The 17328-nt window shown below is 62.5% G+C and carries 14 protein-coding genes; 8 read left to right on the plus strand and 6 right to left on the minus strand.

Features of this window, described 5'->3' with window-relative positions; genetic code table 11:
- Positions 1–61: 61 nt before the first annotated feature.
- Together uvrA and BX592_RS05225 are read left to right on the plus strand one after the other, a co-directional pair.
- Positions 62–3013 carry an excinuclease ABC subunit UvrA gene (gene uvrA, locus BX592_RS05220; RefSeq protein ID WP_166676303.1) on the plus strand — a complete coding sequence of 984 codons (2952 nt, stop codon included), beginning with the start codon at positions 62–64 and terminating at the stop codon, positions 3011–3013.
- Between the two features lie 26 nt (positions 3014–3039).
- Positions 3040–4125 (plus strand): AI-2E family transporter, encoded by a 1086-nt coding sequence (locus BX592_RS05225; RefSeq protein WP_134190599.1) that lies wholly within the window; start codon positions 3040–3042, stop codon positions 4123–4125.
- Positions 4126–4165: 40 nt separating this feature from the next.
- On the opposite strand, the gene BX592_RS05230 is transcribed toward BX592_RS05225, so the two are convergent.
- The gene (locus BX592_RS05230; protein ID WP_134190600.1) at positions 4166–6358 is read right to left on the minus strand and encodes a TonB-dependent siderophore receptor; all 2193 of its coding nucleotides are present in this window, start codon (positions 6356–6358) and stop codon (positions 4166–4168) included.
- A 349-nt stretch (positions 6359–6707) separates the two neighbouring features.
- Between BX592_RS05230 and BX592_RS05235 the strand changes: the two genes are divergently transcribed.
- Complete coding sequence (locus BX592_RS05235; RefSeq protein ID WP_134190601.1) at positions 6708–8003, plus strand: PepSY-associated TM helix domain-containing protein; 1296 nt, start codon at positions 6708–6710, stop codon at positions 8001–8003.
- Between the two features lie 39 nt (positions 8004–8042).
- On the opposite strand, the gene purU is transcribed toward BX592_RS05235, so the two are convergent.
- The 5 genes from purU to BX592_RS05260 form a co-directional block, all read right to left on the minus strand.
- Positions 8043–8924 (minus strand): formyltetrahydrofolate deformylase, encoded by an 882-nt coding sequence (purU, locus tag BX592_RS05240; protein ID WP_134190602.1) that lies wholly within the window; start codon positions 8922–8924, stop codon positions 8043–8045.
- Positions 8925–8962: 38 nt separating this feature from the next.
- Entirely contained in the window at positions 8963–9835 is an 873-nt protein-coding gene (locus BX592_RS05245; RefSeq protein ID WP_134190603.1) for an NUDIX hydrolase, read from the minus strand.
- 96 nt (positions 9836–9931) lie between these two features.
- On the minus strand, positions 9932–10546 hold the full coding sequence (locus BX592_RS05250) for a LysE family translocator (protein WP_134190604.1): 615 nt from the start codon (positions 10544–10546) through the stop codon (positions 9932–9934).
- Between the two features lie 50 nt (positions 10547–10596).
- Complete coding sequence (locus BX592_RS05255; protein ID WP_134190605.1) at positions 10597–11163, minus strand: adenine phosphoribosyltransferase; 567 nt, start codon at positions 11161–11163, stop codon at positions 10597–10599.
- Positions 11164–11349: 186 nt separating this feature from the next.
- Complete coding sequence (locus BX592_RS05260; RefSeq protein WP_134190606.1) at positions 11350–13353, minus strand: monovalent cation:proton antiporter family protein; 2004 nt, start codon at positions 13351–13353, stop codon at positions 11350–11352.
- Between the two features lie 135 nt (positions 13354–13488).
- On the opposite strand from BX592_RS05260, the gene kdsD reads away from it, so the two are divergent.
- From kdsD to lptB, 5 genes are read left to right on the plus strand one after another with little or no spacing between them, the layout of a single operon-like run.
- Complete coding sequence (kdsD, locus tag BX592_RS05265; RefSeq protein WP_134190607.1) at positions 13489–14472, plus strand: arabinose 5-phosphate isomerase KdsD; 984 nt, start codon at positions 13489–13491, stop codon at positions 14470–14472.
- Complete coding sequence (locus tag BX592_RS05270) at positions 14472–15008, plus strand: KdsC family phosphatase (RefSeq protein ID WP_134190608.1); 537 nt, start codon at positions 14472–14474, stop codon at positions 15006–15008. Before kdsD ends, BX592_RS05270 begins: the two co-directional genes overlap by 1 nt.
- A gap of 13 nt (positions 15009–15021) precedes the next feature.
- Positions 15022–15621, plus strand: a complete 600-nt coding sequence (lptC, locus tag BX592_RS05275; protein ID WP_134190609.1) for an LPS export ABC transporter periplasmic protein LptC — start codon at positions 15022–15024, stop codon at positions 15619–15621.
- Between the two features lie 29 nt (positions 15622–15650).
- Positions 15651–16394, plus strand: a complete 744-nt coding sequence (lptA, locus tag BX592_RS05280; RefSeq protein WP_134190610.1) for a lipopolysaccharide transport periplasmic protein LptA — start codon at positions 15651–15653, stop codon at positions 16392–16394.
- A complete protein-coding gene (gene lptB / locus BX592_RS05285; protein ID WP_134190611.1) occupies positions 16391–17173 on the plus strand; it encodes an LPS export ABC transporter ATP-binding protein in 783 nt (260 codons plus the stop codon). Before lptA ends, lptB begins: the two co-directional genes overlap by 4 nt.
- Positions 17174–17328 lie beyond the last annotated feature (155 nt).

Consider the following 17328-nt stretch of genomic DNA (forward strand, 5'->3'; position numbering starts at 1 on the left):
AACGGCGGTCTGGAAAAGTCGTTATAGTAGCAGGTTTAGTTTCCCTTCTTCCCGCAGGTTCATGGAACAAATCCGTATCCGTGGGGCTCGCACCCACAACCTGAAAAACGTCAATCTCGACCTGCCGCGTCACAAATTGATCGTGATCACGGGGCTGTCGGGGTCGGGCAAGTCGTCGCTCGCGTTCGACACGCTTTATGCGGAAGGGCAACGGCGCTATGTCGAAAGCCTGTCGGCGTACGCGCGGCAATTTCTACAGCTAATGGAAAAGCCCGACGTCGATCTGATCGAAGGGCTGTCGCCGGCTATTTCGATCGAGCAGAAAGCGACGTCGCACAATCCGCGCTCGACCGTCGGCACGGTGACCGAAATTCACGACTACTTGCGTCTGCTGTTTGCGCGCGTCGGCACGCCGTACTGTCCCGACCACGGCATCCCGCTCGAAGCGCAAAGCGTGTCGCAAATGGTCGACGCGGTGCTCGCGCTGCCGGAAGACACCAAACTGATGATCCTCGCGCCGGTCGTCTCGAATCGCAAGGGCGAGCACGCGGAGCTGTTCGAAGAGATGCAGGCGCAAGGCTTCATTCGCTTTCGCGTGCGCTCGGGCGGCGGCACCGCGAATGAAGGCGTCGCGAAGATCTACGAAGTGGATTCGCTGCCGGCGCTCAAGAAGAACGACAAACATTCGATCGACGTGGTCGTCGACCGTCTGAAAGTGCGGCCGGACATGAAGCAGCGGCTCGCCGAATCGTTCGAAACGGCGCTGCGCCTCGCCGACGGCCGGGCGCTCGCGCTCGAAATGGACACCGATGCCGAGCATCTGTTCAGCTCGAAGTTCGCCTGCCCGATCTGCTCGTACTCGCTGCAGGAACTCGAGCCGCGCCTTTTTTCGTTCAACAACCCGATGGGCGCGTGCCCGGAATGCGACGGGCTGGGACAGATCACGTTCTTCGATCCGAAGCGGGTGGTCGCGCATCCGTCGCTGTCACTCGCCGCGGGCGCGGTGAAGGGCTGGGACCGGCGCAACCAGTTTTACTTCCAGATGCTGCAAAGTCTCGCGGCGTTCTATGAGTTCGACATCGATACGGCGTTCGAGGAACTGCCGGAGAAAATCCGCAAGGTCCTGCTGTATGGTTCGGGCAAGCAAACCATCCCGTTCTCGTATATCAATGAGCGCGGCCGCACGTCGGTGCGCGAGCATGTGTTCGAAGGGATCATCCCGAACCTCGAGCGGCGCTATCGCGAAACCGATTCGGTCGCCGTGCGCGAGGAACTCGCGAAGTATCAGAACAATCAGGCGTGCCCCGCGTGCGAGGGCACGCGTCTGCGCCGCGAAGCGCGCTTCGTGCGCATCGGCGCGGACAGCGACGCGCGCGGCATCTACGAAATCAGCGGCTGGCCGCTGCGCGATACGCTCGGCTATTTCCAGACGCTGCGTCTCGAAGGCGCGAAACGCGATATCGCGGACAAGGTCATCAAGGAAATCGTCGCACGCCTGATGTTTCTGAATAACGTCGGGCTCGATTACCTGTCGCTCGAGCGCAGCGCCGAAACGCTGTCGGGCGGCGAGGCGCAGCGCATCCGGCTCGCGTCGCAAATCGGCTCCGGCCTGACCGGCGTGATGTACGTGCTCGACGAACCGTCGATCGGCCTGCATCAGCGCGACAACGACCGGCTCATCTCGACGCTGAAGCATCTGCGCGATCTCGGCAACTCGGTGGTCGTGGTCGAGCACGACGAAGACATGATCCGGATGGCCGACTATATCGTCGACATGGGGCCGGGAGCCGGCGAGCACGGCGGCATGGTGATCGCCGAAGGCACGCCCGATCAAGTGCAGGCGGATCCGGCGTCGCTCACCGGCCAGTATCTGAACGGCACGCGGCGCATCGAGTATCCGCAGGACCGCAAGCAGCCGGACGAGCGGCACCTGCGTATCGTCGAGGCGTATGGCAACAATCTGAAGCGTGTCACGCTCGATCTGCCGGTGGGCCTGCTCACCTGCGTCACCGGCGTGTCGGGCTCCGGCAAGTCGACACTGATCAACGACACGCTGTATCAGGCGGTCGCGCATCACCTGTACGGCTCGTCAACCGAGCCGGCGCCGTTCGAAGCGATCGAAGGCCTCGAGCACTTCGACAAGGTGATCAACGTCGATCAATCGCCGATCGGCCGCACGCCGCGCTCGAACCCGGCCACCTACACCGGCGTATTCACGCCGATCCGCGAACTGTTCGCGGGTGTGCCCGCCGCAAAGGAACGCGGCTACGATCCGGGCCGCTTTTCGTTCAATGTGAAGGGCGGTCGCTGCGAGGCGTGCCAGGGCGATGGCGTGTTGAAGGTCGAAATGCACTTTCTGCCCGATGTGTATGTGCCGTGCGATGTCTGCCATGGCAAGCGCTATAACCGCGAAACGCTGGAAGTGCAGTACAAGGGCAAGAACATCAGCGAAGTGCTCGACATGACCGTCGAACATGCGCACGATTTCTTCAAGGCGGTGCCGGTCATCGCTCGCAAGCTGAAGACGCTGCTCGACGTCGGCCTCGGCTATATTCGCCTCGGCCAGTCGGCCACGACGCTGTCGGGCGGCGAAGCGCAACGCGTGAAGCTGTCGCTGGAACTGAGCAAGCGCGATACCGGTCGCACGCTATACATTTTGGACGAACCGACTACCGGGCTACACTTCCACGACATCGCGCTGTTGCTCGAGGTGATTCACCGGCTCCGCGATCAAGGCAATACAGTGGTAATCATCGAGCATAATCTCGACGTGATCAAAACCGCCGACTGGCTGATCGACCTCGGTCCGGAGGGCGGCGCAGGCGGCGGGCAAATCATCGCGCAGGGCACGCCGGAGCAGGTCGCGCAGTCGAAGGCAAGTTTTACCGGCCGCTATCTGGCGCCGCTGCTCGAGCGTGGCGCGCAGACGGTGGGATCAGCAGCGAGTGCAAGCGGCAAGGCAGCAAGCAACGCGGCAAACAAGTCAACGAGAGCCGCCAAACAAAGCGCATAACCCGAAGTTTGGAGACTGGAAACGCCATGGCCAAGCGTAACGAGGCGACCGACGAAAAGCCGGTACAAGACCTGCGCCCCCGCCCGGTCAGGCTGACGAGCGATATGAGCCTGCCCAGGCTGTCGGCGGTGGAAATCGGCAGCTATGTGATCGCGCTGCTGGCGATGATCGCGGTGCTCGAACTAAAGCTGCTCGGCGCGCTGCTCGCCGGCATGCTCGTATTCCAGCTAGTCCATACCATCTCGCCGCGCATCGAGCGGCATATGTCGAGCCATTGGGCGCGCTGGCTGGCGGTCGTGTGGCTGTCCATCGTGATTGTCGGCACGCTGACCGGTTTCACAATCGGCATCATCGAACACTTCGAACACGACGTGCCAAGCGTGCAGCAGCTACTCGATCAGGCGATGCAGCTGATCGACCAGGCACGTGGCCGCGTGCCGCAATTCATCGCCGACAATCTTCCCGTCGACGTCGATCAGATGAAGGAAAGAGCCGCGTCGATGATGCACACGCACGCGGGCATGCTGCAGCAAAGCGGCAAGATGGTCGCGCGCGGCTTCACGCACGTGCTGATCGGCATGATTATCGGTGCGATCGTCGCGGTTGGCGCGCAGAAGCATGTGCAGCGTCTGCCGGTGTCGACCGCGCTGATCCAGCGCGTCTCACGCTTTGCCGACGCGTTCCGGCGCATCGTGTTCGCGCAGGTGAAGATCTCGTTGATCAACACCGTGTTCACCGCCATCTACCTGCTGCTGTTGCTGCCGGTCTTTCACGCGCCGCTGCCGCTTGCGAAAACGCTGGTGATGGTCACGTTTATCGTCGGCTTGCTGCCGGTGATCGGCAATCTGATTTCAAATACGCTGATCGTCGCGGTTGCGTTGTCGGTAAGCTTTCCGGCCGCAGTCACGTCGCTCGTGTTTCTGATCCTGATCCACAAGCTCGAGTACTTCCTGAATGCGCGCATCGTTGGCGGTCAGATCGAGGCCCGCACGTGGGAGCTGCTGATCGCGATGCTCGTGATGGAAGCCTGTTTCGGCATTCCCGGCGTGATCGCTGCGCCGATCTTTTACGCGTACATCAAGCGCGAACTGATCTATCTGCGGCTGGTTTGACGCAGCCGCCGCCTGCCGGGTCGGGTCCGCCTTCACTACATCAGAAGTCGAAGCGCGCGTTCAGCGACAACGTGCGCGGATCGCCTGGTCCCACGTAGTCCGCGTACTGGAACATCCAGTAGCGGCGGTTGAACAGGTTATCGACGGATGCACGCAGCGTGACGTCGTGACCGCCAATGCGCGTCAGATAGCTCGCGCCGGCATTCACCAGCAAATACCCGCCCGTTTGCAGACCGCCCGCCGGACGCACTTCCGTATTGCCCGTGTACTTGGCGTCGACACCCAGCCGCAAACCAGGAACGGCCGGCACCGCATAGCTGACGTAAGCCGCACCGACGAATTTCGGCGCACCCGCCACGCGGTTACCGACATTCGCCGCGCCACGTTCATACTTCGTGTCGATCCACATCAGGTCACCACCCACGGTCCAGTCGCGGCCGAGCCTGACATCCGCGCCCGCTTCAACGCCCTGGAAGATCTGTTCGCCATCCTGCACGTAGACGTTCGCACTGTTCGGATACTCGGCGCCGCGCTCGATGCGGAACAGCGCCGCCGTCGCGCTCCAGCGCTCATGCTCGCTTTTGACGCCGACTTCGTACTGCTTGCTGCGAATCGGCGACAGCAATGCGCCGCCGTTCGCGTAAGTTGGCGCGACAATCGAACCGGGTTCGAGCGATTGGACGTAGCTTGCGTATAGCGTCGTCGTGCGCGCGAGCTTGAACATCAACGCGACGGTCGGCGTCAGCACACCGTTCTTGCTATACGTCGAGGTCGTCGAACCGTCGAGCGCGTAACCGTTCTGTTCGTAGTTCGTGTAGCGCACGCCGCCGAGCACCGACCAGCGCTCGGTCAGCTGGATCGTGTCGCTTGCGAATAGCGACTTCTGGATGATGTCGGCGCTCGGGAAGCTCGACAGGCCTTCCGGGCTGAAGAACACGTTCGTGTTCGGCTGATACAGATTGCCGGTGCCGATCTGATCGTAGAAGCTGCTGACCTCGTAATCGTTGATCTGCTTCTGGTACGCCGCGCCGAACACCAGTTGGTGCGCGAAAGGTCCGGTCTTCACGTTGCCTTCGACCATCGCCTGCCAGAACGTCAGGCGGTTCCCCTCCTTGCCGGCGAAGCGGAAGTCGTTGTAATTGCCGAGGTAGTTCTGCAGGAAGAAGGTCCCTTCGTTGCGGTCACGAGAGCTGTTGCTGTAGCCATAGGTCAGGCTCGCGGTCCAGTCCGGCGTCAGGTTGTAGCGCAAGCCCGCGGTGTACCACTGAAGGTTCGTGTTCAGGTGCTGGTCCGGGCCCGACAGATTCGGGCTGCCGCCGCTCACCGGAGGCGGCAGGCTCAGACCGGGGAATTGCGCGGTATAGATCGCGCTTGTGATGCCGGTCGCGTGCCGTTCCTGCCATAGCAGACCAAACGTCGCGGTCAGGTCGCGCGTAAGCCGCGCATCGAGTGCGAGCGACACCGCGTTACGTCTGACATGGCCGTCGTTGTACGTCTGCCCTTCTTCGTGCGTTGCGTTCAGCCGGTAGCCGAACATGTCGTTCGGGCCGACCCGGCCGCCGAGATCGACGTGCTGGCTCCATATGCCGTCGGTCTGGTAGCCGACGTCGACGCTGCCGAAAAACTTCGCTGAGCGCGGCGGCTTCTTCGTCACGTAATTGACGATGCCGCCAGGCGCGCCGAAGCCGTACATAAAGCCCGACAACCCCTTGAGCAACTGAACGCTCTCCAGCTGCTCGTACGGCATCGTGATGCCATACGCGTTGAACGGCAGGCCATCGATCTTGAACGCGTTCTGCCAGTCGAGCTGCATGCCGCGCACCGTCAGGTAGCTCGCCCATGCGTTGTACGGATTGCTGTTGTCCGATACCGACGCGTCTCGCATGAACACTTCGCCGAGCTTGGCCGGCTGCATTTCCTGCAGCTGTTCGTCGGTCACGATCGTCGTTGAGAACGGCGTGTCGAGCTGCGAACGGGTGCCGAGGGCACCGCTGCTGACATCTTCGTCCAGATGAAGCGGTGCGTCTTGCGATGCGGTGATCCGCACGGCCGGCAGTGCTTTTTCCGCGGCATCCGCTGTTGCGTCAACGGAAGGCTGTTGCTGCGCGAATACGGCGGGCGGCGCGGCCGCGATCGCGAACAGGACCGCCAGGTGAGTCGGCTTAACCGCGAGCCGAGCGTTGCATGCGTGTATGGATCGGAGTGACCGTGCGTGTCCTTCGGCGTGATGCATTGCTGTGTGTGCCCTCGTCGCGTGTTCGCGAAAATTGTTGCGAACAATTCTTATTTACAAGAGACGCGATGATGCCCAATTCCGTCTGAAATTTGAAAGAAAAAGTACTGCGGCATTTTGTCGCATCACATTTAGAGATAGATCCGGAGCGGGTTTCGGCTGACCACGCACAGTGGCTTGATTACTGTCCACTTTCGATACCGGACGCGCGATCCCTTGCGGCGATCAGCCGAAGTCTTTAAGATGCGAACAATTCTTATTTATGAGGGCCGATGCCGGTTATGGACTTCGCTTCGCGCGCAGTCGCGGTTTTACTTTTGCCGGACTCACCGGACGCTTTGTTTCGCGCATGAGGCCGCTTCTCGTCCCTCTGCATCGATGGTTCGGCATCGCGACTGCGCTATTCCTGTTTGTCGCCGGACTCACGGGCGCGGTAATCGCGTGGGACCACGAACTCGATGCAATGCTGAATCCGTCGTTCTTCCACGCCCGTACCGACGGTCCGCCGCTGCCATCGCTCGAAGTGGCGCGGCGGATCGAAGCCGACGATCCGCGTCTGCAAGTCACGTATTTGCCGCTCGCAGCGGAACCCGGCCACACGCTGCAAGTGATGGTGTGGCCGCGCGTCGACCCGCATACGCAGCAGCCGTACAAGCTCGACTTCAACCAGCTCGCCGTCGACCCGGCGACAGGTGCGATTCAAGGCCGTCGCGAATGGGGCGCGGTATCGCTCGCGCGGCTCAACCTGATACCGTTTCTGTACAAGTTGCACTACACGTTGCATCTGCCGTTCACGCGCGGCGTCGACGTCGGCACGTGGCTGATGGGCATCGTCGGCATCGTATGGATTTTCGACAGCATGATTGCGCTTGCGCTGTCGTTCCCGAACTTCAATGCATGGCGCAAGTCGTTTGTGTTTCGCGTCAAACGCGGCGGCTACCCGCTCACGTTCGACCTGCACCGCTCGGGCGGCGTATGGATCTGGGGACTGCTGCTGATGATGGCGGTCACGTCGGTGTCGATGAATCTCGCCAATGAGGTCGTGCGGCCAATCGTGTCACGACTGTCGCCGCTGACGGCGACGCCTTTCTCCGACTCGACGCTCGCCGGCACGCCACATCCGGGCAAAGCGAATCTGAGCCGTGAGCGGATTCTCGACGACGCCCGCAGGATCGCGGAAGAAAAACACCTCAGCGCGCCGCCGGGTGCCCTCTTCTACGCGACCACGCTGCATACCTACGGCGTGGGATTCTTCACCGCGGGCAACGATCACGGCGACGGTCCGCTTGGCAACGCGTGGCTGTATCTGAATGCGCAAACTGGTCGACCGGTGGGCGAGACGATTCCGGGTGAAGGTTCGGCTGGCGACATCTTCATGCAGGCGCAATTTCCGCTGCATTCGGGACGGATTGCGGGACTGGGTGGCAGGATCGTGATCAGCGCGCTTGGACTGGCGGTCGCCGTATTGAGCGTCACCGGGCTGATGATCTGGCTGAAAAAGCTCGCAGCGCGGCGCCGCAAGATTCGCGCTCCGCGCAAAGCACCACGGACGGCGCAGGCAGGCAAGCAGACTGCCGAACGCGCCGAGCCCGCCAATCGCACCCACCACGCCGAGCGAGTCGAACCCACCGCTACGCCGCGGTGATCGCGAGGCAAGCGGCGAACTTGCCTGTTGGCCGCCCGCCTAGCGGAACACCACCGTCTTGCTGCCGTTCAGCACGATCCGATGCTCGACGTGCCACTTCACCGCGCGCGCCAGCGTCACGCATTCGACATCGCGGCCGATCGCCGTCAGCTGCTCCGGCGCCATGCTGTGGTCGACGCGCTCGACCTCCTGCTCGATGATCGGGCCTTCGTCGAGATCGGTCGTCACGTAGTGCGCGGTCGCGCCGATCAGCTTCACGCCGCGATCGAACGCCTGGTAATACGGCTTCGCCCCTTTGAAGCTCGGCAGAAACGAGTGGTGAATATTGATTGCTCGCCCCGCGAGCCGCTCGCAGAGTGTCGGCGAAAGAATCTGCATATAGCGCGCGAGCACGATCAGATCGGCCTGATGCTCGTCGATTACTTCGAGCACACGCGCCTCTTGCGCGGCTTTCGCATCGGCCTTTGCATCGCCCTTGGCCGCGGCGAGCGGGAAATGATGGAACGGAATGTCGTAGCTCGCGGCAAGCTGATAGAAATCCTTGTGGTTCGAGATGATCGCCGGTATCTCGATGTTCAACTGCCCGGTGCGATACCGGAACAGCAGGTCGTTCAGGCAGTGCCCGATCTTTGACACCATGATCACGACACGCGGCTTCACCGTCGCGTCGTGCAGTTCCCAGCGCATGCCGAACTGTTCGGCGAGCGTCGCGAATGCGACGCGCAGTGCGTCGAGACCCGGATCACCGCCCACCTGCTGGAAGTGCACGCGCATGAAGAACTCACCGGTACGGCTGTCGCCGAATTGCGCGGAGTCGAGAATATTGCTGCCGCGCTCGAACAGAAAGCCCGAGACCGCGTGCACGATGCCGGGCCGATCGGCGCACGACAGTTTGAGGATAAAGCTGTGATCGGTCGACATGACCCAGGTGGCTCCCTTCTGCAAAACCTTTGATTCGTTCAATTCGACGCGAGACCAACCCCGGATTCGGGCGCGGCCGGTTCGAACAATGCGTCGAGGCCCGCGCACGCGTCTTCATCGATCCATTGCCGGCGCAGCATGCAATCGAGCGTCGCAAGACTCGCATCGACGGTCATCGCGCCTTCTTCGATCCAGCACGCCACTTCATCGATGCGGGCGAGCCGATGTTCGCCGACTTCGCCATCCTGATTGCGTGGTGCGAAATCTTCGGGCAGTACGAGGTCGTAGATAAAGATCTGTTCGGCCTGCGTGCCTTCGGGCAGCGACTGCAACACATGCACCGCGCGCCCCGGTGTAGCGCGCGCGGCGACGTCTTCCGGAATGCCTGCTTCTTCCCAGCACTCCTTGATGATCGTCGTCCCGATACTGAAACCCCAGCCGATGCCGCCCGCGACGACGTTATCCAGCATGCCGGGATCGGTGGCCTTGGTGTCGCTGCGGCGGGCAATCCATAGCCGTGGCGCACCTTGCGCGTATTCTACGATGCCGTTCAGATGCACCGCGTAGGTCATCGTGCCGAAAAACCGCGACGCAGCGCGTTCGATGCAGGCGAGCGGCGGCGCATCGAATGCGTTGCGGATCGCGTACGTTTCGTCGCGCCAGCCGGGAATGCGGCCGTCAGCAGCAAGTGCGCCGATGACGGCGCCGAGCGCCGCGCTGCGGCTGTCGACTGTCGAAAAGCGCGAACTCAATGTCACGCGCTGCGCGTCGATCTCGAACACGTCCGGCCAGTTTGCAAGCAGCGGCACATCGGTCACGCGTATCCAGCCAACCTGCTGCCCGTCGATCCGGAACGAACGGTGCGCGCGTGCATCGAAGCGGCGCGCGGCGCAAATGCAAGGCAAAGTCATCAAAGCTCCGTCGATCTCGGTCTATTCAGTTCGTTGCGGGCGAAACCATTCAATCGCGACCCGTCGCAATCAATCGAAACCACCGCAACAAGCACATCAATCGCGCAACGCGACGCGCAAGCCGATCGCGATAAACGTCGCGCCGGCAATGCGGTCGAGCCACACGCCCGCACGCGGCCGGCGCTTCAACCAGTTGCCGATCACGCCCGCGCATAAGCCGAACAGCGAAAACACCGCGACCGTCTGCAGCATGAACAGCACACCCAGTTCGAGCATCTGCACGGCGACGCTCTGCACGCCATGAGGATCGACGAATTGCGGCAGAAACACGACGAAGAACAACGTCACCTTCGGGTTCAGCATATTGCCGATCACGCTTTGCCGGAAGATCGACGACAACGGTTGCGGCGGCCGATCGTGCGCGGTCGCAAGACCTTTGCTGCGCAGCGCCTTGATACCGATCCAGATCAGATACGCAGCGCCTGCGAGCTTGATCACCTGAAACGCGACCGGTGAGGAGCGCAGCACCGCGGCAACGCCGAGCGCGGCGAGCGTCGTATGAAACGTGATGCCGGCCGCGAAGCCGAGCGCCGCGACGAAGCCCGCCGCGCGGCCCTGTGAAATGCCACGCGCGAGCACCTGCAGATTGTCGGGGCCGGGCGCGAACGTGATCGCAACCGACGTGGCAAGGAACAGCATGAAATTGGGCATCGTGAGGACCTTTTACATGATGACGACGTGTTATGGGTAGTACAGCCAGATCAATGACCACCGAAACCGGTCACCGTATAAAGCGGCAATCCCGCCGAACGCAGCAGCGCCGATCCACCGAGGTCCGGCAGATCGATAATCGCCGCGCCTTCGATCACCTCGGCACCCAGGCGCTCGAGCAGCTTCTTGCCGGCGAGCATCGTGCCGCCGGTCGCAATCAGGTCGTCGACGATCACCACACGATCGCCGGGCTTGCATGCGTCTTCGTGGATCTCGACGGTGGCCGAGCCGTACTCGAGCTCGTACGATTCCGACACGCGCTTGTACGGTAGCTTGCCCGCCTTGCGGATTGGAATGAAGCCGATGTTCAGCTCGTACGCGAGAATCGGCCCGATGATAAAACCGCGTGCATCGAGCCCCGCGACGTAGTCGAGCTGCGCATCGATATAGCGCTGCACGAACAGATCGATCAGCACGCGCAGCGTCTTCGGGTGCTGCAAAAGCGGCGTGATATCGCGAAACTGCACACCAGGCTGCGGCCAATCAGAGACCGTGCGGATCTGGCTTTTGACGAACTCCGCTGCATCGAGCGGCGGATTCGCGGGCGCGTAGGACATGCTGTCTCCAGAGGGATCGGTAAGGATCCGGATCAAACTCGAGAATGTTTCAATTAGGGCGCGGCGCTTTTCTCACAGCGCCGGCGCGCGACGGCGGATTGGCCTCAGTTAGCCTCACGCGGTTTCGGGGACAACAACCATCCCATTTGGGCCCGCGCGGATAAATTGGCATGCGCTTGCATTCAATCAGACCGTCGCCGCGCTCGCCCGCCGATGCTTCGACAGCCGCTCTTCCGCTTCCGCCAGCGCTTCAGGCAAGCCGCGCAGCACGACGATGTCGCTTGCACGCAGCTTCGTCGACGGGTCCGGCTCGACGCCGCGAATCCCGTGCCGGCGAATCGCCGTCACCTCGAGGCCCAGGTCGAACAACCCCAGTTCGGCGAGCGTGCGGCCGACCGCGTCGGCCTTTTCGTCGACCGGCACCGATTGTAGCCGCACCTGTTCGTGACCGTCGTCATCGTCGATGTCGTCGGCGCCGTGGAAGTAGCCACGCAGCAGGCTATAGCGCTCGTCGCGCAGCTCCTCGACCCGCCGCAGCACGCGCCGCATCGGCACGCCCATCACGACAAGCGTGTGCGACGCAAGCATCAGACTGCCTTCGACGATCTCCGGAATCACTTCGGTCGCACCAGCCGCAAGCAGCCGGTCGAGATCGCTATCGTCGACGGTACGCACGATGACCGGCAGCGTAGGTTCGAGCTCATGCACGTTGTGCAGCACCCGCAGCGCCGACGGCGTATTCGCATAAGTGATCGCGACCGTTCGTGCGCGATGAATGCCCGCCGCGAGCAGCGACTCGCGTCGCGCGGCATCGCCGAACACCACCTGTTCGCCGGCGGCCGCCGCCGCGGCCACGCGGTCCGGGTCGAGGTCGAGCGCAACATACGACAAACCTTCGTGTTCGAGCATCCGCGCAAGGTTCTGCCCCGACCGGCCGTAGCCGCAGATGATCACGTGGCCGCTTTGCTTGAGGCTTTGCGTTGCGATGCGCGTCATCTGCAACGACTGCTGCATCCATTCCGTCGACGACAGCCGCAGCACGATCCGGTCCGCGTTCTGGATCAGGAAAGGCGCGGCCAGCATCGACAGCAGCATGCCGGCGAGAATCGCCTGCAACAACGTCGCGTCGACAAGATGTTTGTCGAGAATCAGGTTCAGCAGCACGAAGCCGAATTCACCGGCCTGCGCGAGACCGAGACCGGTACGCATCGCGACGCCCGGCGTCGCCCCGAACAGGCGCGCGAGCGCGGTCACCATCACCGCTTTCAGCAGGATCGGCCCGATCAGGAAGCCGAGCACGATAAACGGGTGATGCCAGATCACGAGCGGGTTCAGCAGCATGCCGGTGGTCACGAAGAAGAGCCCGAGCAGCACGTCGCGAAACGGCTTGATGTCTTCTTCCACCTGGTGCCGGTACGGTGTTTCGGCGATCAGCATGCCGGCGATAAACGCGCCGAGCGCGAGCGACAGCCCGAATTTATCGGTGATGAACGCGGCGCCGAGCGTCACCAGCAGCAGGTTCAGCACGAACAGCTCCTGCGAGCGCCGGCGCGCGACCACGTTGAACCACCGCGTCATAAAGCGCTGCCCGACGATCAGCAGCAACGCGAGGGCGACGACGATCTTGATGAACGCGAGACCGAGCGCCGCCATCACGTCTTCGGTCTGACCGCCGAGCGCCGCGATCACGATCAGGAGCGGCACCACCGCGAGGTCCTGAAACAGCAGCACGCCGAAGATATTGCGGCCGTGCTCGGTCTCGATCTCGAGCCGCTCCGCGAGCATCTTGCTGACAATCGCGGTCGACGACATCGCCAGCGCGCCGCCTAGCGCGATACAGCCCTGCCACGACAGATGCACCCAATGCTGGAACGCGAAACCCAGCACGAGCGCAACGCCGATCGTACCGAGCACCTGCAACAGGCCGAGCCCGAACACCAGCGTGCGCATCGCTCTAAGCTTCGCCAGCGAGAACTCGAGCCCGATCGAGAACATCAGGAACACGACGCCGAACTCCGCCAGATTCTGCGCGCCCTTCGAGTCCGGCACGATCCCGAATGCATGCGGTCCGACCAGGATGCCGACCGTCAGATAGCCGAGCATCGGTGGAAGATTCAGATACCGGAACACGACGACGCCCACCACTGAAGCCAGCAGCAGGAAGAGCGTCATTTCGAGCGGGGAAATCATCGGCGAAAGCGTCCTGGTTCGTCAGCGGCCACCGCGCGCAAAGCACCGCGCGGCAAGGTTCAGAGGCCCGTGAAAGCGATGTCCGGACAGGTCTCGTCCGGCGCGGCGAACATACGCCTTTGTTATACTTCGCGAATGATAGCGAAAATCAATGGCGACCGGGCACTTGCTCTGGCTCGTGACGTGCTCGACATCGAAGCGGACGCGGTGCGCGCGCTTCGCGATCAGCTCGACGACGGTTTCGTCGAAGCGATCGACTTCATTCTTGGCTGTCGCGGCCGTGTGGTGGTATCAGGCATCGGCAAGTCTGGCCATATCGCACGCAAGCTCGCGGCGACGCTCGCGAGCACGGGTACGCCGGCATTCTTTGTCCACCCGGCCGAAGCCAGTCACGGCGACCTCGGCATGATCACGTCGGACGATGTGTTCATCGCGATGTCGAACTCGGGCGAATCGGAAGAACTGCTTGCGATCCTGCCGCTGATCAAACGGCTCGGTGCGAAGCTGATCGCGATGACCGGCCGGCCAGGCTCGAGCCTCGCAACGATCGCTGACGTGCATCTGAACGCGGGCGTATCGAAAGAGGCCTGCCCGATGAATCTTGCGCCGACCGCCAGCACGACCGCGGCGCTCGCGCTGGGTGACGCGCTCGCGGTCGCGGTGCTCGAGGAACGTGGCTTCGGCCCGGACGACTTTGCCCGCTCGCATCCGGGCGGCGCGCTCGGCCGGCGCCTGCTCACCTATGTACGCGACGTGATGCGCACCGGTGACCAATTGCCGCAGGTGACGCCCGACGAGACTGTGCGCGACGCGCTGTTTCAGCTAACTGCAAAGCGCATGGGCATGACCGCGGTGGTCGACGAAGATACTCGCGTGAAGGGTATTTTCACCGACGGAGATTTGCGCCGGGTACTTGAACGGGACGGAGACTTCCGCAATCTATCGATCGGTACGGTGATGACGCCGCATCCGCGCACGATCGGTCCGGACCGCCTCGCGGTCGAAGCCGTGGAACTGATGGAACGGCACCGCATCAATCAGTTGCTCGTTGTCGATGAAGCCGGGCGACTGATTGGCGCACTCAATATGCACGACCTGTTTTCGAAGAAGGTGATCTGATGGCTGTTTCCCTTACCGCGACCGAACGCGCGAGCCGCGTGAAGCTGATGATTTTCGACGTCGACGGCGTGCTGACCGACGGCGGCCTGATGTTCACGGCTGAAGGCGACTGGATGAAGTCGTTCAACTCGATGGACGGCCACGGCGCGAAGCTGTTGCGCGAAGCGGGCATCGATACGGCGATCATCACCGGCCGCCAGTCGGGGATTGTCGTCGAGCGCGCGAAGAACCTGCGCATCACGCACGTCTATCAGGGCGTCGAAGACAAGCGCGTCGCGTTCGCGGACCTGCTGAAGACGACCGGCATGAAGGCCGACCAATGCGGTTACATGGGCGACGACTGGCCCGACCTCGCCGTGATGCTGCAAGTCGGCTTCGCGGCAGCGCCGGCCAATTCGCATCCGGAAGTGATTGCCCGTGCGCATTGGGTCAGCGAAGCGCGCGGCGGCCACGGCGCGGTGCGCGAAGTGTGCGACACGCTGCTGCGCGCGCAGAATCGTTACGACGATCTGCTGCGCGCCGCGTGCGGACTGTGAACGGATTGCACGGATGAACAGGTTTCGCTGGACTTCGCTGATTCCGGTCGTCGCGATGGCGCTGCTTGCCGGTATCACCTACTGGCTGCTGCAGGCGACGAAGCCGCACACGAATGAAGACGTAGTCCGCCCGAAGGCGCATACGCCCGATTACTTCGCGGACGATTTTTCGGTCTCGGAGCTTGACCAGTCCGGCGCGACCCAGTACCGGCTTACCGCGCAGAAGCTGATTCACTACGAAGATACGGAAGATAGCGACCTGACGAAACCGGCAATCCGTGCGTTCCAGCCCGGCAAACCGATCGTCACCGCAACCGGCGACTGGGGTACCGTGAACAGCGATGCATCGATCGTCAACCTGTATGACAACGCGCGCATCCTCCGCGCTGCCGGTGACGGCGATCCGGAGATGCAAGCGGATTCGCAGCATTTTCGGGTGCTGGTGAACGACGATGTGATCGAGACTGAAAAGCCGGTTAAACTTCGTCGCGGCCTTTCGGTCATGACGGCCGACGGCATGAATTACAACAATGTGACCCGGGTCATGAAGCTGTTCGGACGCGTGCGCGGCGCCATCGCCGCATCGGACTCGGCCGGCAGCCTCTCCAGGTGACCCGGGTGTTTCATTTCCAGCGTGACTGCATGAGCGAATCGTTCCCCCGTTTTTATGTCGGCTGCCTGCGCAGGCTGCACGCATTTCGCGTGCGGCGCGCGCCGCTGGTCGTCCAGCTGGCGGCTTTGCTTGCCGCGCTGCCGCTTGCGGCCTTCGCTCCGGTCGCGCACGCCGAACGCGCGGACAAGGACAAGCCGCTCAATATCGAAGCGGACAACATGACGTACGACGACCTGAAACAGGTCAACATCTTCACCGGTCATGTAGTCGCGACCAAAGGCACGATCCTGATCCGGGCCGATCGCGTCGAGGTCACGCAGGACCCGCAGGGCTATCAGTTCGCGACCGGCACGTCGACCGGCAAAAACCTCGCGTACTTCCGGCAAAAGCGCGACGGCGTCGACGAATATATCGAAGGCAATGCCGAACGCATCGACTATGACGGCAAGCAGGACCTCACCACGCTGACCACGCGCGCGACCGTGCGCCGGTTGCAAGGGCTATCGACGGTGATGGATGAGGTGCACGGCAGCGTGATCACGTACGACGGCCAGAAAGATTTCTATACGGCGAAAGCCGGTCCGGATGTCGCCGGTCCCGGCAACCCGACGGGCCGCGTGCGCGCGATGCTCGCGCCGCGCAACACCGGCGCACAAACCACCGGCGCGCCGGTCACGCTGCAACCGTCGACCCGTTTCCAAGGCCAGAACGCGAACCCTACCGCTCCGTCGTCCACTGAAAGTCAAGGACAACAAGGAACCATGAAGCCGTGAGCACCCCTGCGCTCCCCAATCGCAAGCCGGCAGGCACCAGCAGTTCGCTCGTCGTGCGCAATCTGAAGAAGCGTTATGGCTCGCGCACGGTCGTCAAGGACGTCTCGCTCGACGTGAAAAGCGGTGAAGTGGTCGGCCTGCTCGGACCGAACGGCGCGGGCAAGACCACGTCGTTCTATATGATCGTCGGCCTTGTGCCGCTCGACGCCGGTGAAATCGACCTGGACGGCAAGTCAATCAGCCTGCTGCCCATTCATAAACGCGCGTCGCTCGGGCTTTCGTATCTGCCGCAAGAGGCTTCGGTGTTCCGCAAGCTGTCGGTCGAGCAGAACATCCGCGCGGTGCTCGAACTGCAGTACGACGACAACGGCAAGCGCCTGTCGAAGGACGCCATCGCACAACGCACCGAAGCGTTGCTCGATGAGTTGCAGATTGCTCACCTGCGCGAGAACCCGGCGCTGTCACTGTCGGGCGGCGAACGGCGGCGCGTCGAGATCGCCCGTGCGCTGGCGACCAACCCGAGCTTCATTCTGCTCGACGAACCGTTCGCGGGCGTCGACCCGATCGCCGTGCTTGAAATCCAGAAGATCGTCAAGTTCCTGAAGCAGCGCAATATCGGCGTGCTGATCACCGACCATAACGTGCGCGAAACGCTTGGCATCTGTGACCACGCGTACATCATTAGCGACGGCAGTGTGCTCGCGGCCGGCGCGCCCGGCGACATCATCGAAAACGAGAACGTGCGGCGCGTCTATCTGGGCGAGCACTTCCGCATGTAACGCCGCCCGACTCTGGGAACGGCTATGCGGACGTGCGACGTTCTGCCGTTTGCGAACGCGTAACAAGTGGCTTCCGTAATTTTGTCAAGATAGGCTCGACGTTTCGCGCCCCGCGTTCGCGCCCCGCGCGCCGATCCGCATCGAAAAATCTCCAC

The organism is Paraburkholderia rhizosphaerae, assembly GCF_004366595.1.
GTDB classification, from domain to species: domain Bacteria; phylum Pseudomonadota; class Gammaproteobacteria; order Burkholderiales; family Burkholderiaceae; genus Paraburkholderia; species Paraburkholderia rhizosphaerae.

Excerpts from the sequence above, each read along its gene's own strand:
- BX592_RS05250 (WP_134190604.1), bottom strand. The coding sequence starts at position 10,546 with ATGCCCAATTTCATGCTGTTCCTTGCCACGTCGGTTGCGATCACGTTC.
- uvrA (WP_166676303.1), top strand. The coding sequence starts at position 62 with ATGGAACAAATCCGTATCCGTGGGGCTCGCACCCACAACCTGAAAAAC.
- BX592_RS05270 (WP_134190608.1), top strand. The coding sequence starts at position 14,472 with ATGGCTGTTTCCCTTACCGCGACCGAACGCGCGAGCCGCGTGAAGCTG.
- kdsD (WP_134190607.1), top strand. The coding sequence starts at position 13,489 with ATGATAGCGAAAATCAATGGCGACCGGGCACTTGCTCTGGCTCGTGAC.
- purU (WP_134190602.1), bottom strand. The coding sequence starts at position 8,924 with ATGTCGACCGATCACAGCTTTATCCTCAAACTGTCGTGCGCCGATCGG.
- BX592_RS05245 (WP_134190603.1), bottom strand. The coding sequence starts at position 9,835 with ATGACTTTGCCTTGCATTTGCGCCGCGCGCCGCTTCGATGCACGCGCG.
- BX592_RS05225 (WP_134190599.1), top strand. The coding sequence starts at position 3,040 with ATGGCCAAGCGTAACGAGGCGACCGACGAAAAGCCGGTACAAGACCTG.
- BX592_RS05255 (WP_134190605.1), bottom strand. The coding sequence starts at position 11,163 with ATGTCCTACGCGCCCGCGAATCCGCCGCTCGATGCAGCGGAGTTCGTC.
- BX592_RS05260 (WP_134190606.1), bottom strand. The coding sequence starts at position 13,353 with ATGATTTCCCCGCTCGAAATGACGCTCTTCCTGCTGCTGGCTTCAGTG.
- lptA (WP_134190610.1), top strand. The coding sequence starts at position 15,651 with ATGAGCGAATCGTTCCCCCGTTTTTATGTCGGCTGCCTGCGCAGGCTG.
- lptC (WP_134190609.1), top strand. The coding sequence starts at position 15,022 with ATGAACAGGTTTCGCTGGACTTCGCTGATTCCGGTCGTCGCGATGGCG.
- BX592_RS05230 (WP_134190600.1), bottom strand. The coding sequence starts at position 6,358 with ATGCATCACGCCGAAGGACACGCACGGTCACTCCGATCCATACACGCA.
- BX592_RS05235 (WP_134190601.1), top strand. The coding sequence starts at position 6,708 with ATGAGGCCGCTTCTCGTCCCTCTGCATCGATGGTTCGGCATCGCGACT.